This is a genomic window from Coleofasciculus sp. C1-SOL-03 (assembly GCF_040220555.1).
Taxonomy (GTDB): Bacteria; Cyanobacteriota; Cyanobacteriia; order Cyanobacteriales; family Coleofasciculaceae; genus Coleofasciculus.
The window spans coordinates 1-17,097 of the sequence record NZ_JAVJUO010000073.1 but is presented as its reverse complement, the minus strand read 5'-3'; the positions used below and the strand labels follow the sequence as shown (position 1 = coordinate 17,097).

General features: G+C 46.7%; 13 protein-coding genes. 7 read left to right on the top strand and 6 right to left on the bottom strand.

The features are described 5' to 3' along the window. The first annotated feature begins 4 nt into the window (after positions 1-4). Positions 5-1,279: an FAD-dependent hydroxylase gene (locus RIE73_RS12095; protein ID WP_446401408.1), complete on the top strand. Its 1,275-nt coding sequence runs from the start codon at positions 5-7 to the stop codon at positions 1,277-1,279. A 245-nt stretch (positions 1,280-1,524) separates the two neighbouring features. Here RIE73_RS12095 and RIE73_RS12090 read toward each other — a convergent pair whose 3' ends face one another. The 4 genes from RIE73_RS12090 to RIE73_RS12075 all read right to left on the bottom strand — a co-directional run bounded on the left by RIE73_RS12090 (position 1,525) and on the right by RIE73_RS12075 (position 7,636). Beyond that, positions 1,525-1,908, bottom strand: a complete 384-nt coding sequence (locus tag RIE73_RS12090) for a hypothetical protein (protein WP_446401407.1) — start codon at positions 1,906-1,908, stop codon at positions 1,525-1,527. A gap of 645 nt (positions 1,909-2,553) precedes the next feature. Next, a complete protein-coding gene (locus RIE73_RS12085) occupies positions 2,554-3,459 on the bottom strand; it encodes a circadian clock KaiB family protein (protein WP_446401406.1) in 906 nt (301 codons plus the stop codon). A gap of 175 nt (positions 3,460-3,634) precedes the next feature. Next, positions 3,635-4,960: a type IV pilus twitching motility protein PilT gene (locus RIE73_RS12080; protein WP_446401405.1), complete on the bottom strand. Its 1,326-nt coding sequence runs from the start codon at positions 4,958-4,960 to the stop codon at positions 3,635-3,637. 141 nt (positions 4,961-5,101) lie between these two features. Beyond that, positions 5,102-7,636, bottom strand: a complete 2,535-nt coding sequence (locus RIE73_RS12075; RefSeq protein WP_446401404.1) for a DNA gyrase/topoisomerase IV subunit A — start codon at positions 7,634-7,636, stop codon at positions 5,102-5,104. 135 nt (positions 7,637-7,771) lie between these two features. Here RIE73_RS12075 and RIE73_RS12070 point away from each other — a divergent pair, with 135 nt between their 5' ends. Further along, positions 7,772-8,170: a response regulator gene (locus RIE73_RS12070; protein ID WP_446401403.1), complete on the top strand. Its 399-nt coding sequence runs from the start codon at positions 7,772-7,774 to the stop codon at positions 8,168-8,170. 558 nt (positions 8,171-8,728) lie between these two features. On the opposite strand, the gene RIE73_RS12065 is transcribed toward RIE73_RS12070, so the two are convergent. Further along, on the bottom strand, positions 8,729-9,622 hold the full coding sequence (locus RIE73_RS12065; protein ID WP_446401402.1) for a tetratricopeptide repeat protein: 894 nt from the start codon (positions 9,620-9,622) through the stop codon (positions 8,729-8,731). A 370-nt stretch (positions 9,623-9,992) separates the two neighbouring features. Here RIE73_RS12065 and RIE73_RS12060 point away from each other — a divergent pair, with 370 nt between their 5' ends. From RIE73_RS12060 to RIE73_RS12050, 3 genes are all read left to right on the top strand, one after another. Further along, positions 9,993-11,438 (top strand): HlyD family secretion protein, encoded by a 1,446-nt coding sequence (locus tag RIE73_RS12060; protein WP_446401401.1) that lies wholly within the window; start codon positions 9,993-9,995, stop codon positions 11,436-11,438. 360 nt (positions 11,439-11,798) lie between these two features. Continuing rightward, a complete protein-coding gene (locus RIE73_RS12055; protein ID WP_446401400.1) occupies positions 11,799-13,016 on the top strand; it encodes an ABC transporter permease in 1,218 nt (405 codons plus the stop codon). Positions 13,017-13,269: 253 nt separating this feature from the next. Continuing rightward, positions 13,270-13,422 (top strand): hypothetical protein, encoded by a 153-nt coding sequence (locus tag RIE73_RS12050; protein ID WP_446401399.1) that lies wholly within the window; start codon positions 13,270-13,272, stop codon positions 13,420-13,422. Here the strand turns inward: RIE73_RS12050 and uvrC are convergent. Further along, positions 13,413-15,440, bottom strand: a complete 2,028-nt coding sequence (gene uvrC / locus RIE73_RS12045; RefSeq protein WP_446401398.1) for an excinuclease ABC subunit UvrC — start codon at positions 15,438-15,440, stop codon at positions 13,413-13,415. The two genes, RIE73_RS12050 and uvrC, sit on opposite strands and share 10 nt — an antisense overlap. Positions 15,441-15,871: 431 nt before the next feature. Between uvrC and RIE73_RS12040 the strand changes: the two genes are divergently transcribed. Together RIE73_RS12040 and RIE73_RS12035 are read left to right on the top strand one after the other, a co-directional pair. After that, positions 15,872-16,693: a protease complex subunit PrcB family protein gene (locus RIE73_RS12040; protein ID WP_446401397.1), complete on the top strand. Its 822-nt coding sequence runs from the start codon at positions 15,872-15,874 to the stop codon at positions 16,691-16,693. Beyond that, the gene (locus RIE73_RS12035; protein WP_446401396.1) at positions 16,686-16,847 is read left to right on the top strand and encodes a hypothetical protein; all 162 of its coding nucleotides are present in this window, start codon (positions 16,686-16,688) and stop codon (positions 16,845-16,847) included. The genes RIE73_RS12040 and RIE73_RS12035 overlap by 8 nt, the downstream gene beginning before the upstream one ends. Positions 16,848-17,097 lie beyond the last annotated feature (250 nt).

The following is a 17,097-nucleotide window of genomic DNA, read 5'->3' as shown; positions in this document are numbered from 1 at the left end:
AAAAATGCTTATTATTTCGATACATTCTCTGAAAATGGCGCAAGAACAGGCATACAATCAAACCTTGGATTACGATTTGGTCATCGTCGGTGGCGGTATTGTCGGCGCAACCTTCGCCTGTGCGTTGAAAAAGTCCGGGTTGCGGATTGGATTAATTGAGGCAAAACCTCAGTCAGTCGCCGTAGCCAGACGACAAGCTTACGCCCTCTCACTGCTTTCTGGGCGCATTTTCCAAGGAATTGGGGTTTGGCAGACTATTCAGCCGCAAGTTGCTACCTATCGGCAAATTCGCCTCTCTGATGGCGATTATCCCAAATTCGTGCAATTTTCCCCCAGGGATTTAGGTACGCAGGATTTAGGGTATGTGGGTGAACATCGTCCCCTGCTTACGTCGCTATATGAGTTTTTGGCAGATTGTCCGACTGTAAGCTGGTTGTCTCCGGCGGAAGTGGTGGATGTGGAGTATCAAGCCTCTGGGGTAGAGGTTATGGTAAACGTGGATGGAAACTCTCAGACTCTGCGATCGCGCTTAGTTGTCGCTGCTGATGGTTCGCGATCGCGTATTCGTACAGCCGCCGGAATCGGGACAAAAGGCTGGAACTATTGGCAATCCTGCGTCACCGCCCGCATCAAAACTGAGAAATCCCATAATGATACCGCCTTTGAACGCTTCTGGGAAAGTGGTCCGATGGGGGTACTTCCCCTCGCCGAAAATCGCTGTCAGGTGGTGTGGACAGCCCCTCACGCCGAAGCGCAACAGTTAAAAGACTTAGATGAAAAGGAATTCCTTGAACTCCTAGAATACCGCACAGGCGGACTGTTGGGGCATTTAGAATTAGATAGCGATCGCATCGTTTTTCCCGTACAGTTAATGCAAAGCGATCGCTACACCCAACACCGCCTCGCCCTGATTGGCGACGCCGCCCATTGTTGTCATCCTGTGGGTGGACAAGGACTAAATATGGGCATCCGAGACGCCGCCGCCCTTGCCCAAGTTATCCAAGATGCCCATCAACAGGGTGAAGATATCGGAGACGAACAGATACTCAAGCGCTACGAACGGTGGCGCAAACGCGAAAATCTAGTTATTTTAGGCTTTACTGATTTCCTGGATCGAATATTTTCTAATCACTGGTTGCCCATCGTTACCCTACGTCGCCTAGGATTATGGATGTTGCGTCATCTGCATCCTGTTAAGTGTTATGCTCTGCAATTGATGACAGGTTTAAAAGGACGTACTCCTCAAGTCGCTCAAATTAATCGAATGACGCTGACTTAAGTAGAATGTTACGAATTTGGACGTTAAAAAATCAATTATAGGTGATTTGCCGGACATAATATCATTGAGAGTTACATTCATCAGATAGGTGATAACATATATAATGAATGACATCCATATAGCAGTCGCCAAGGCGATTAGGACAAAGCAAAATGCGCCAAACCTTGACCAGTCAATCTTTTCCCTTCTGCCTTCTGCCCTCTGCCCTCTGCCTTTTGCTATAAACCACAAAATAAAGGTAATATTTAAGAATTAGTGATCTTGTTAAGATACGTAATGTTATCCATTTCAGAATACAATTCGTGGTCAGCAATCGGACGATTTTCAACAGGTGGAATGTAAACTGTTACGCCTTGATGGAGAAACTCGGCATAAGACTCTATATCATTAAGGGAAAAAACTGTCAGCGCTGATTGTACTAAGGGATAAGTGGAAGAATAGACAGCAACTAGCTTGTGTTCTGGTGGGTAAAACTTCAGTAAGTAATGCTTAATTCGAGCAAAACGTTCTGGTTTACTCGCTGATTCGGAATATAAGCGGCTTTCAACAGTTCCAATCTGCCACAGTAAGCAAGGAACATCTGATTGTAGCGGACGCTGCCGTAACAGTAAATCCGTTGCTTCATACATTTGAAGACCAACTTTCAGAAATGCTCGATTTTGGCTGTAGCAACTCGTGTATGGAGGAGCTTGGGTGCATCAAAGCATTCTTTTCATCGTCTGTGAGTTTGTAATCCTCCATGGCTTTGTGACAATCGGTAAGTATTAGGTTATGGAAGTCATCATCCAATAACACCCTTAGTAAAAGGCTTCGCATCTGTTCACTTGGCATAACCGATTTTCTAATTACTTTGCACACTAAAAAAGTAGCATTGGTAGCTACTTCAAGCAATAGAAACAGTTAAAGTCTACAGAAAAATTTAACCTCTGTGTTATGTACAGCAACATGGAAGTAAGTCGTCGGACAAAAGAAAACGGCACTGTATGAAGTTTTGTAATGAAAAGTCCTAGTACAAGAAGGCAGAAGTCCGAAGGCAGAGGGCAGAAGGCTATAAGCCTTATGGTAGCTGCTTTTAAGGAGCTTGTTAACTGATTAGTTATTTCTGCCGCGCTGCACTAGATAGCTGGTCGTGGATCAGATGTGTAGGCTGACTTTAGTGGTGTAAATGTAAAAATGTGTCTCTAGCACTACGCCGAAGCCAACTGAATAACCTTTTTTAATATTTGTTGGTGTTCGGTCGATAATGATCAGATATTTTAAGCTAAATATTAGCTTTAACCTTCGGGAGCAATAAGTAGGCGTAAAAGATTTTCTAAGTTGTTCAAATCGCCAACAATACGTCGGACAGGAGGGGGCCACACCCGCAGCAGTGTTGGAGTCGCTGAAATTTGATTAGCTTCCGCCTGTTCGGGATGCTTAAAGACATCAATTACTTTTAGAGTGTAAGGATATTGGAGAGATTGCTCAAGTAACTGATGCAGTTTTTTCAAGATATGTTCTGTTGAACCACTATGTCCCGATACAAATAAACGCAGGACATAACTAGGAGTAGATTCAGGCTGACTCGGATTTGACTCTCTTTCTGAGTGCGAGGAATCCGAAGGCTCAACTCCTGTAGATTGTAGGTGGGAGGATTCTTGCCATGATGTTTGTTGCATCGTCAAACGTTCTGGGAAAGACCAAGGAGATTTGATCAAAGTTGAATCGTCATTATGCCTAGGATTAGCATCAGACAACGTTTCGATACATTGATCCGGGCGATCGCAACGGATAATCAAATCATGATCCTGCCATAGTTGGGGAAAGCGATCGCGATAAGTCTCCAAAACCATGGGATCACAAGACTCTTCCCGCCAAGGAGTGACTTGCCAGACCAGATTTCTAACGCCAAACACCGCATTCAGCAAAGCCTGATAGTGTTGAATCGGCGGATAAAGTTCCGCTGACGTTCGCACCTGTTGGGTATAAGGATCAAGCCAGCGATCAATTGTGCCAGTATATCCCGGTACTAAAAAATGGGGCGGTTCCGGTAATCCGAGAATTTCTTGCAAACTCGCACACAGATGCAAATGCCAATGTTCTTGTTTTTTCGGGTCAACGCTATAAATTAAATCTCCCCCTGGTGTAAATAGGGCAATACCCTTAAATAACTGAGGAAACGAGCGTTGAATCTCGTTCATTGCTGATTGTTGATTGTCGCAAATTAGAGTTTTTTTAGTAAATTAAGGTGGCAGATCACAAGATAAGATTTTCCTTGCTGCCACCTCTTTGTCCTAACATAAGACGCAGCTTGCTTCTTTTAGGGAAGCGAGTATGGCGAATGACGAATGACATAAGACAAATGCCATAAGACGATTAAACACGACCCCGTAACATCATCGCCATTTCATTTTGAGTCGGCGACTGTTCTAGGGCAGTTTCTTCGGTGATACGTCCTTCCTGATAAAGGTTAAACAAGGACTTATTCATCGTGATCATGCCGTCAAATTCATTAGCCGCCATTAATTCATGAACTTCCTCATATTCACCCTTGCGGATATAATCCCGAATCGCTTCTGTATTAATCAGAATGTCATGGAAGGCAGCACGTTTGCCATCCGTGGTGCGACATAACCCTTGGGCAATGATTGCCACCATTGATTCAGCAAAAGCGATGCGGATCGCGTGTTGTTCTTCTGGATTATAAAGGTTGAGAATCCGTTCAATCGTCTTCACCGCACTGTTCGTGTGCAGCGTTCCCATAACTAAGTGACCCGTTTGAGCCGCTTTCAGGGCTGTATTGACAGTTCCCCTGTCCCGCATTTCCCCCAGCAGAATCACATCCGGATCTTCCCGCAAGGAGGCTTTTAACGCATTGTCAAACTCGAGGGTATGAGCGCCGACTTCCCGTTGCTTAATTAGGGCTTTTTGGCTTTTGTGGACAAATTCGATTGGGTCTTCAATCGTAATGATATGCTTCGCCATCTCCTTGTTCATGTAGTCAATCATCGCCGCTAGCGTCGTTGACTTACCTGAACCCGTTGGACCGGTGACCAGAATTAAACCCTTGTGGTAATTACAGACATCCCTGAGGATTGGAGGGAGTCGCAACTGTTCCATCGTCAAAATCTTGAGCGGAATCAAGCGCATGACTATGGCTGGTCCAGTCAGGGAGTCGAAGATATTAATCCGCACTCTGGCAAAGTCATACTGTGCCGCACCATCAAATTCGAGTTCGTTCTGGAAGCGGCGAATTTCTTCATCACTGAGAATTTCCCGCAACCAACACATAAACGTGGATTTATCGGTTACAGGATGTTCTGTCCGTTCCATTTCCCCTCGGTTTCGCATCCGGGGTACTTCACCGACACCAACGTGAACATCAGAAAAGCCCTTGTCATACGCCTCACGGATGAGCTGGGCTAATGTTGGCTGTCCAGGAGAAAGTCCCTCACTGGGGGGTGGTGTTCGGCGTTTAACGCCAGATGAAGGTGGGCGAGAACTAGGCGCTGTTTTAACGGCGGTAGACCCTGATGCGGATTGACCCGCTTTGGGCGGCATCGGCATCGTTTTGGAGGGCATCGCTTGCGTCGCACCCGGAGAAGCTTTCCGGGAACCCGCCCCCTTTGACGATGGCGGTGGGGCTGGAGGAACGCGGGGTGGAGGGGGTGGCGTACTCGGAGATCGTTTTGGATCGGGCATGGTTGGACGATTACTTAAGTTAGATTTTCTATACTGGTGCTTCCAGAATTCCCAAGCTGTAGGGGTTATATATCATTCACGTACACTTACCCTCCACTATAGAACCATATCTAGCTGATCGAAAAGTTTTCGGTTAAGTAATCACGGCAGGATTGCTGTAACGGCGATAATAGTTTCATTGGACTTGAGCTTAACTAAGCGATCGCCACACCCATCTTTGCCGGACAACTTTACAGATTTTAACGATACACTCATGACTCGATTGTCGCTGGTTAGCAACACAGCCGTCTCGGTTTGAGAGGCATTGATGACTCCCATTAACCGATCCGTTGAGGTTTTAAATTGCAGGGCTTGAGTACCGAGATCACCGCGTTTGATGCGTCTGGCTACACCGAGTCCAATGCGTTTGCCATAGCCTTGCTCAGACACCAGTAACAGATTCTGGTTGGGCGCGATCGCCACACATCCAACTAATTCCTCCCGACGCCGCAGTCGTAATGCCTGATTTCCTTGGGCTGTACGCCCCATAATGGGTAAATTTTGGTCGTTAATTTCAAAGCGTAATAAGCGCCCATTACTGGTAGCGATAATCAAATCATCAGTGGGTTGAGCCAGGGTAACATACGCTAGAGAATCCTCCTCTTTGAGCTTGACCACAGTTAAACCCCGTGCCGTTAGGTTGAGTAACTCGGTAGCGGGTAGACGCTTAACTCGTCCCTGTTGGGTGAGCAAAATCAGGCTGAGAGACTCAGTGAGTTCTTGGGGTCGAAAATGGGCGATAACGGTTTCGGATTGAGCCGCATCAGGCAGGAGATGAGTCAAGGGGACGCCTTGCTTGCGTCCTGCTGATGGCGGGATATCTTGCACTTTCAAGGGGTAGGCTTTGCCTCCACTGGTGAGGGTGGCAAATTCTGACTCAGTTGTAGTTTGCTGCGTCTGAACCACAAAGTCGTTCCCCTCTTTGATCGAGGGTTGGGATTTGGGATCAGGGGCACAACGGAGGCGTTGTACGTGTCCTTGATAGGTAAACTCCAGAACCGTTTGTTCGACTTCTGTGTCAATCAGACTTGGCGATGGGGGTTTTGAGGTCGAGGTTTTCGGCTTGTCTGAGGTTTTGGTTTTCTTGCGGGTTTGTTTTTCGGATTTGGGTTGTTTGGGTTCTTTAAGAGATTGCGCTGACCGGATTTTGGTGCGACGCGGATCAGCATATTTCCGTTTAAGCGATCGCAACTCTTTTTTCAGGGTTTTGAGGAGTTCATGTCGGCTACTCAGGAGTTCCTGGAGGGTTTCTATGCGGACGTTGAGTTCCTCAAATTCAGTCTGGAGTTTTTGTCGTTCTAACCCCGTGAGACGACGCATCGGCATGGCGAGAATGGCATCAGCTTGACTCTCACTCAGGTTTAACTGGTCTTGAAAACGAGTCTTGGCGGTGGTGCCATCAGGTGCATGGGTAAGGATTTCAATCACGCGATTGAGTTGATTTAAGCAAACCAATAACCCTTCCACCAGATGACGTCGCTGTCGTTTCTGGTCAAGTTCATAGGTATATTGCCGGGTTAGGGTTTGTTCCCGAAAGCGTAAAAATTCTTCCAGACATTGCCGTAGGGGTAGCTGGCGGGGCTGTCCATTGACCAATGCCAGCATAATCGCGCCAAAGTTACTTTGGAGGGGAGTTTGTTTGTAGAGGTGTTGGAGAACATCTCTGGGATGAGCGTCCCGTTTGAGTTCCACAACCACCCGCATCCCCCGGCGATCGCTCTCGTCGCGCAAATCGGCAATTCCTTCTAAGCGCCCTTGGTTCACCAGATCGGCAATTTTTTCAATCCAAGCCGCCTTATTCACTTGATAGGGTAATTCTGTGACAATGAGTGCCGTGCGGCGATGACGGCGAGTTCGACCAACTTGAATCTCTTCTACCTTGGCGATTCCCCGCACCGGAATAATGCCGCGTCCACTGCGATAGGCATCCCGAATACCCGACGTATCGATAATTTCACCCCCTGTGGGAAAATCGGGTCCGGGAATTAATTTCCATAATTTTTCATCCGCCAGATCCGGGCGATCAATCAAGGCGATTAACCCATCTACAATTTCGCCCAAGTTATGAGGCGGAATATTCGTTGCCATGCCAACCGCAATGCCAGAGCAACCATTGAGCAGTAAAATGGGTAGTTGAGCGGGTAAAACCACAGGCTCTTGTTGAGAGCCATCGAAATTATCGATAAAATCAACGGTTGCCTCGCCAATTTCTGATAGGAGGGCTTCATGACTGATGGGAGACAGCCGCGTCTCTGTGTAACGCATGGCAGCCGGTGGGTCGTTATCCACCGACCCAAAATTGCCATGACCCGCCAATAGTGGATAGCGAGTGGAAAAGTCTTGGATCAAGCGCACCATAGCATCGTAGACAGCTTGATCCCCATGGGGATGATACTTCCCCAAAACATCACCCACTACGCGAGCGCACTTACGGTAGGGTCTATCGGGGGTTAAACCCAATTCGTACATGGCATACAAGATACGCCGATGCACGGGCTTTAGACCGTCGCAAACGTCTGGCAGGGCACGCCCAACGATGACACTCATGGCATATTCAAGATATGACTGTTGCATCTCTGCATGGAGGGGCGTGGGAATAACTTGACCAGTCGCCAGCAGATTCAACTGTTTTGCCATGAGTTCTGTGTCCTAATTTCTAACCACAACGAGATGAAAATTTGATTTTTTTTGTGGCAACATTGCCCAGTCCCTGTCAGACTGATGATCAAATCGCACTTTTGTTGAAAAGACGACTTTCTTGATGCAACGCCCATGAAAACCGTTCTGATTGTAGAAGACGATCCCATTAATCTTCGCGTTTTTTCCAAAATTCTCACGAAGCGGGGTGGCTTGAATGTCAAGGGAACCGAAGATGTAGAGGAGGTCATGAAAATTGCCCACGCGGGAGATGCAGATATTATCTTGATGGATGTTTCCCTGGCTCACAGTGTTTACCAAGGTAAGCCAGTAGACGGCATCAAGATTACCCAAATGCTGAAAGCGGACGCTCAAACCAGCAATCTGCCCATTATATTAGTCACGGCTCATGCTATGGAAGGCGATCGCGAAAACTTCCTTAAGCAAAGTGGTGCTGATGGTTATATCTCTAAACCTGTTGTGGATCATCAACAGTTTGTCGATCAAATCCTGGCACTTCTGCCCAAAGATTAGGCAAACCTGAGTAAGAGCCTCGTCTGGAGATAACCCTGGTTGGTATAGGACGATTCATCCTCTGAAACTGGGTGCTGACATTGCCGAACCATTAGAGTCTTGCTAAAGTACACCTGTACTGTACCACAACCGTTTCGGCAAAATATAGAGGTTCACCAACCTTGTCCTAAAAGGGACAAGGATTGACCAAGCCAGTTTGGACAACGTAAGCGGTGAATAGCCTAAGTAAACCTAGTTCTGGCACAGACTTCCGAATACTTCCCTAGTTCGGACTATCTCTAAGCCTAATTGGTTAGGCGTTGGGTAATGCCAAGACATCTTGGACTGGGTGGGCGAAGGGACTTATTACAGGGGAAGCTGGTTCCTGGGATTATCTCCATTTAAAAACCAGCATTTAATTGTAAAGCTGTCTTATAAAGACAAGGTTTGGGACCCAAAGGAGTTTCGATGAAAAACGTCAGAAAGCCTGCGGTCAGTTTTGTTGATACATTCCCTGATACCATACCTTAGCAACGTAGAGACGCGCCACGGCGCGTCTGGGAACACTCAAATTTTGATTCAAGGGGTAACGTCCACTTGTACAGGAATATTGTCACCAGGGGCAAGAGTTGCCTGGATACGAGGGTTTGCCAAAAACTTTTGAGTATCAGCGATTAGACGTTCCCCCCAAAGATTTTCCTTGAGAAAATCTAAATCACCATAACGCTCATCCGAACGGAGAGCCGTTTCTCCTAGGGCAAGACCCCTGTCTTGTTCCCCCTGAGTATAAAGCGCTACCGCAACAGCCAGCTTCGGTTCAGCCGCTTCTGGATCAATCGCGATCGAGTCTTGCCATTTGTCAATCGCGCCAGCCACATCCCCCTGTTCATACATGACCAACCCGATATTATTAATCGCGGGCCACACGGGCCAGGTATCGCTGGGTTCCTGAGCGGCAGCTTTTTCGTAGGCAGCGATCGCCATTGGATACTGATTCAGCATATAGTAGGCGTTGCCTAGATCAAAAAGCGCTTCGGGAACCTCAGGTTCTATCTTCAAGCCAGCTTCTAAACTAGACACAGCTTTTCGATACTCCTCTTTCTGAAAATAGGCATTGCCTAAGGAAAAGAGAACACCCGCCTCTTCCGGTTTCAAGGATTGAGCCTTAGAGAGCGCCTCAATTCCCTCATCCAATTGCTGGTTTTGGATATACAAGGTTCCCAAAATAAACCAAGTTTCAAAACTATTGGGAGCAAGCTGAGTTGCTAGTTTAGCTCTAGACAATGCCAGATCATATTGCTGGAAACGGGTAAGCTGAACGGCATCCTGCGCTAGATTCAAGCCTTGCTGCTCCAATTCCTCAGCATCGAGCTGTAGGGTATAAGGAAGCAGGGCTTGTCCAGAAACAGGAGCAGGTTTGGTCATCCAAGCCAGCAGAACAAAAATCGGCAACAACAGAATACGTTTGAACACGGCGAAGTCTCAAACCACAACAAAGAATCTTCAGCTACGTTAGCACTCTTACTGGCGTTCTCGTCCAGGGAATAATGTGGAAGACTGAAGCAGCAGGGATGTCGGGGCGGGTTTTATCGCTAATCTGCGGGAGAAAACCGATAACCTAAATTGAGGATGCCCTTCGTTAGTACGGTTAGTATAGGAATAAAGGAACTTGAACGGCTTAGACGGGCGTCGTTGACGTAGCACCAACCGAGATAGCCAAATCAGTGCAACGGAAACAGATGATTGATTGTTTGTTTTTGCGCCTTGGGAGGAAAATAAGTGTTCACTCCTTAAAAGCAAGAATTCTGCTGTAACAGATTAATGGGGGAACCTGACACAGACTATGGGTAAAGTCAAAAATCCTCTCCCTTGGGTAATGGGATTCATCACAGCCAGCCTTGTTGTCGTGGGTGGTGTGGGATATTATTGGGTGGTTGCGGCAAAACCAGACCAACTTAATCTTGATGAACTGACTGTGCCAGTGGATGTGCAGGATTTAGCCGTGCGAATCACGGCAAATGGTACGGTACAACCGATTCAAACCGTTAATCTGAGTCCGAAAACCTCAGGTCGTTTGGTTAAGCTGGAAGTCGAACAAGGGGATCGGGTTGACGCAGGAGACGTGGTGGCGGTAATGGAACAAGAGGATCTTAAAGCTCGGTTTGTAGCCGCCAGAGCTGACCTAAAACAGGCACAAGCCCGTCTCGCTGAAGCCAAAGCGGGTCCTCGTCCGGAAGAAATAGCCCAAGCCAAACAGCGATTTCAGCAAGCCCAAGCCCGTTTAGCCGAAGCCCTCGTCGGTAATCCCAGAGAAATTGACCAAGCGGTGGCTCAAGCTCAGACTGCCAGTTCCCGCTTAGATTTAGCCACGGTACGAGTCCAACGGTATAAGTACTTAGTGGAAGAGGGAGTTGTATCCCAAGATCGGTTTGATGAAGCCTTAACGGAAGCCCGCACCGCTAAAGCCCAACTTGAGGAAGCCAAACAACGTCTAGCCCAAGTCCGCAATACGAAAAACACTGAGGAGCAAACTAGCCCAGAGATTGTTCAACTCAAAGCAGCAGTCAATGAAGCGGGTTTTGCGGTGCAGGAATTGCTCAAAGGAACACGCAAAGAAGAAATTGACCAACTTGAAGCCGCTGTAGAAGCGGCGAAAGCCCAAACCCAAGCTGCCTACATCCAATTACAAGACACGATTATTCGTGCGCCTTTTCCGGGAATTATCACTCAGAAATATGCTACCGTTGGCGCATTTGTCACGCCAACAACCTCGGCATCAAGTACCGCTTCAGCGACCTCAACTTCAATCGTGGCATTAGCCACCCAACAACTAGAGGTTCTGGCTGAAGTTCCAGAGGTTGATATTGGACAAATTCAAGAAAAACAGCCCGTCAAAGTTATTTCAGATGCATTTCCGGATCAGGCGTTTCGAGGTCAGGTAAGGCTAGTTGCCCCAGAAGCTGTTGTGGAGAATGATGTCACCTCCTTTCAAGTGCGAGTTGCCTTAGCCCCTGAAGCACAAGAAAAGTTGCGATCAGGGATGAATGTTGATCTGACATTTTTAGGAAAACCGATTAGCGATGCTCTGGTTGTTCCGACAGTGGCGGTTGTGACTCAAGAGGGCGAAACTGGAGTTATGGTTCCTGATTTTGAAGATCAGCCTAAGTTTAAACCAGTCACGATTGGAGCAACTATTGAGGATAAAACTCAGATTATCCGGGGATTGAGAGAAGGGGAAAAGGTTTTTATTGATTTGCCTGAAAATTATAATCCTGACGAAGAAGAGTAGGAGAAATGTGGAGAAGTTTAAGGGAAACCAAGATCGCTAATTGCCAATCCGTCTTTGTCGCCTCTTTTATCTCTTGGTCTTCTGAAAAACCGTCTCTAGGCAAACATTGTAGGGGCGACCCACCATACTCAATCAACATTACCTACCCCTTAATTTTACCGGGTCGCCCCCCGCTTACAGGTGTAGCTTTTTATTTTAGGGTGGGGACAAGATAAGGGGGACAAGGTGATAAAAAGACAAGTGTATTTAGACAGGGGTGAGTCGATATAGGTTGATTCTTACGCCGCCTACTATGTGCAGCGACTCGCCCCTACAACCACGATAATCCTATAATGACTAATTACTAATTACTAATGACCAATGGATATTGTAGAAAGCATCAAAATGGCATCTACCACGTTGATGGCGAATAAGCTACGCAGTAGCTTAACCATGCTGGGTATCATCATTGGCAATGCTTCGGTGATCGCGATGGTGGGGATTGGACAGGGAGCGCAAAAGCTAGCCTCTGAACAGTTTGAAGCTCTCGGACCCAATGTCCTATTTGTGATTCCTGGCTCTCGTGAAGCGCAACAAACAACGGTTGATTTTCCCAAAACATTGGTTTGGGAAGATGCTAAGGCGATCGCGACTCAAGTTCCAGCCGTTGCTGAAGTCGCCCCGCAAATTAATCTGAGATATTTAATCACCTACCGCAATCGCAATAGTAATTCATTGGTAACCGGAACAACTCCAGAATTTTTATCAGTTCGCAGCTTTAATATTGACAAAGGACGGTTTTTTAACGATATTGATGTCAAACGCAATAACCAAGTGGTGATTCTGGGTTCTGAAGTCGTCGGAAAATTATTTGGCTATCAAGATCCGATTGGTCAATCGGTGCGAATTAAAGATGTTAGCTTTGAAGTTATCGGGGTGATGGAACCCAAAGGTACTTTTTTAGGCAATAACCAGGATGATGCGGTGTTTATCCCTTTGAGTACGATGGCGAATCGATTGCGGGGACGAACTTCGCCTTACGGGGTTCAAGTGAGCTGGATTGCTGTTTCTGCTAGGAATAGAGATAGTATTAGTGCGGCGCAGTTTCAAATTGAAAACTTACTGCGGCGACGCCATAAGATTGTGGGTGAAGATGATTTTGGCGTTCAGACTCAGGAAGATATCTTACAAATCGTCAATACGGTGACAGGTGCATTAACGATCATGCTCGCCGCGATCGCAGCCATTTCCTTAGTTGTTGGCGGTATCGGCGTAATGAACATTATGCTGGTATCAGTTAGGGAACGAACCCAGGAAATTGGACTACGGAAAGCCGTGGGTGCTAGAGAACAGGATATCCTGATTCAGTTTATGATTGAAGCCATTATTCTCTCCGCCGCCGGGGGAATTATTGGAACCGCAATTGGTGTGAGTGGTGTTGTGCTGGTTGGTGCTTTCTCGCCGTTAAAAGCTGGAATTTCTCCCATTGCTATTCTCGTGGCTGTTGGCGTTTCCGGAGGAATTGGTTTATTTTTTGGCGTCGTTCCCGCCAGACAAGCCGCGAAACTTGACCCAATTGTGGCGTTGAGAAGTGCTTAGAGTGCCATGGCACATCTGTCAATTGTAGGGAGGTTAGCGACAATTTGTAGGGAGGTTAGCGACAATTGTAGGGGCAGGTTTAGGCACAATTGTAGGGGCAGGTTTAGGCACAATTGTAGGGGCGGGTTTAGGCACAATTGTAGGGGCGGGTTTAGGCACAATTGTAGGGGCGGGTTTAGGCACAATTGTAGGGGCGGGTTTAGGCACAATTGTAGGGGCGGGTTTAGGGAATAAAGTCAGCTATTCACCGATAATGGAACAACAAAACCCGCCCTTCTCACCGATAATGGAACAACAAAACCCGCCCTTCTCACCGATAATGGAACAACAAAACCCGCCTGCGATCGCGCCACAGCAACCAGACGCCAGAGGGGTGATTCGTAGGGAATTTAATTCTCATGGGTGAAAATAGGTATAAATATCTTCGGCTAAACGCGAACCAATTCCCGGAACTTCAGTAAGCTGTTGTACCGATGCTTCTCGAATATAATCAATAGACCGAAAATGTGCCAATAGCTGTTTTTGACGGGCAAATCCTAATCCGGGAATTTCATCTAAGCGAGAACGGCGTAATGTATCGCTGCGTTGCTGGCGATGGAAACTTACGGCGAAACGATGCGCCTCATCGCGTAAACGCCGCAATAATTGCACCCCCGGTTGTTCCGCGTCGGTGGGGAGGGGAAAGGATTCACCGGGGAGAAAGATTTCCTCCCGTTGCTTGGCTAAACTCACCACTCGGACTTTATCCAACAGGTTCATATCCTGTAATACCGCAACCACGGCGGAGAGTTGTCCTTTACCACCATCAATCATAATTAAATCCGGGAAATCATCAGAGATTTTTTGTTCCCTGGAAAGGGCGGGTTTAGTTAGGTTATCGGTTTGTGGCGAAATGGTATCGGTCAAACCCGTTCCTACATCGGTGTTTCCCTGGTGGTTGGCAAGGGCGGGTTTAGTTAGGTTATCGGTTTGTGGCGAAATGGTATCGGTTAAACCCGCCCCTACGTCTTTATATTTACGAAAACGGCGACGAATGACTTCCGCTAAACTGGCAAAATCATCGGAATGACCAATGGTTACTGTCGGATTTTTTATCTTATAGTGGCGATAATGTTGTTTCGCTGGCGTCCCATTAATAAACACCACCTGAGACGCTACCGGATTCGCCCCCTGAATGTGAGAAATATCATACCCTTCAATCCGATGGGGTAAATCCGGTAAATCCAAAATTGCGGCTAAATCTTGCATCGCTTGGCTATTGCGGTCAGCGAATTTCTGCGTCCGTTCTAACTCATACTTCGCATTCCGTTCCACCATTTCAATTAATTCGGCTTTGGTTTGGCGTTGGGGAACGATAATTGTCACTTTCCGCCCTTTTTGTTCACTTAACCATTCTGCCAATAACTCGGTATCGGTTAACTCATGCTGGACTAAAATTTCACTGGGAATTTCTACCGCGTCAACGGTTTGATAATGGTCTTCTAATACCCGTTGTAAAATTGCCCCTCGTTCAATTCCCCCTGATGGAACTTCCGCAAAAAATCCCAATCGTCCGACTAATCGACCTGCACGAATCTGGAATAATTGAATACAAGCCTGATTAGCATCCGCCGCCAGGGCGATCGCATCCCGTGATACGGTATCATCGGGTAGGGCGACTTTTTGATCCGCACTCAGGGCGTTCAACCCTTTAATCTGATCCCGAATTTTCGCGGCTAACTCAAAGTTCAGCGATTCCGCCGCTTGTTCCATATTTTTGGATAAAATATCAATCAGTTCCCCTGTTCGTCCCTGAAACACCATCGCCATTTTTTGCACCATCTGGCGATACTCTTGGGGGGAAATTAGCTGTTGACAAACCCCAGGACAACGTCCAATATCATAGTTAAGACAAGGGCGGTCTTTAAACAGAGGACGAGGACGTTGACGTTGGGGGAAAATCTGCTTGAGTAGGTGTAATGTACTTCGCAGCAACCCCACATCCACATAAGGACCATAATAGCGATCCTTTTCCTTTCTCAGGTTCCGCTTGCGGGTAATAAAGATACGCGGATAGTCTTCTGACCAAGTAATACAAATATAGGGATATTTCTTATCATCTTTGAGCAGCACATTAAAATACGGCTGATGCTGCTTGACTAAATTCGCTTCTAATGCTAAGGCTTCGGCTTCCGTATCGGTCACAATAAACTCAATCTCCGCCACCTGACGCACCATCATGGCGATCCGGGGACTCAGGGGTTGGGTGTTACGGAAATAGGAACGAACGCGCGATCGCAGCTTCTTTGATTTACCAATATAGAGGATGCGATCGCTCCCGTCACGCATTAAGTAAACCCCAGGTTCAGCCGGGATTTCTTTCAGGCGATGTTCTAGGCGATCGGGATTATTGACTAGAGGGGTTACTTTAGCCGAGGATACCACAGATACTGCTCATCTCGCTTACTCATCTTATCTTTATTTTAATTCATCAGCCATGGAACATTTAATCGGGACGAGAGGTCAAAGGGAAAATCGGACAATTGGAGGCGATTTCCCCCCAAAATATAGCAATCCTATTTGAGTCGTGTCCAAAAATCTGATAATTTTCGGGAATGGGCAATGGGCAATAGTAAATAGTTTCCAGGCTTTTTTCTATTTTTGATTTTTCACAACCTATTTAGGATTGCTATAGATAGTTCTTTTCATTCGCTGACACCCCGAATCAAATTAACTCGTGGTGGACTAAGCTTATGCCAGTAAATTAGCCTCAAAACCTTACTGTTTCCTGTTCCCTAATCTCAACCGTTAACTTTAATTGTGTCCACCCACTTAATTTCGCCATTCAGTTGTCAACACTATCAGGAGTTTGAACCATGAAAAAAATACTCATAATTGCCGCCAGTTTATTTATCATATCAGCAGAATCGGCTCAAGCTTGTAGTTGTATGCCAGCTACGCCTGAGCAACATTTTGAATCGGCTAATGCTGTCTTTTCGGGTCGAGTCGTTAATGTGATCACTCCTCGCCGAACTCGCCAACGTCCCCAATTCTCGTTTCCCAAAAAACGAGTCATGTTTGAAGTGTCCGACGTTTGGAAAGGACAAGAAAGACGTCGATTAATGGTGATGACATCCGATTCCAGTGCGAGTTGCGGTTTCAATTTTGTCGAAGGAAAATCTTACCTCGTCTATGCCTCGCGTTCAGATAATCGCTTAACCACATCTCTGTGCAGTGGCACAAAACTATTAAGCCAAGCCCAAGAGGATTTAAAGATGTTAGAAGACCCAGAAACCCCATCCAATACTGTTGCGTTTGAAACCTTAGAAAAAAGCTGGAATAGTGGACTAGAAGAACCCTTTGAGACCGTAATTCGCGATCAAGCGACATGGGAGCAATTTTGGGCAAATCTTCATTCAATTGATATACCAACGCCATCATTACCTGAGGTTGACTTTACTGAAAATATGGTGATTGGAGTTGGACTAGGCAATAAACCCAGTGGTGGCTATAGTGTTGAAATTAAAGATATCCTGATAAAAGATGATAAGCTGGTGATTAACGCTGTAGAACAGCAACCGGGACGGAACTGCATGACAACAATGGCAATTACTCAACCTTATCACCTAGTTACAGTAGAACAATCCGATTTACCCGTTCAATTTAACCGTAAAACTGAGATCGTGAACTGTGAGTAATGTCAACAAAGGAAACAGGGAACAGGGTATAGGGAACAGGGAACGGTTTGGGTCTGGTGGGTTACGGCGGATAGAACATTTAACGGTTATTTCTCTGATTAAATATCCGCCTAACCCACCCTACTGGCGTGGCACACCTTATTTGGTGGATTAGAATCGTAGGGGCGCACCGACGTGCGCCCAATTTCACGGTCAAATCTATTCCACAATTTTAGCTGTGTCAGTCCACTACAATTACTGTGAGTAATGTCAAGCAAGGTAATAGGGAATAGGAAACGGTTTTTCCATGACTGAAACCCCATTACTCTGCTGTATGAGTCAAAAAGTGTATTCAGTTTGCTCATATCCAGGTTTATTGCTGACGACAAACTCTGCGTCCCTCTGCGCTTACCTCTGCGTCCCTC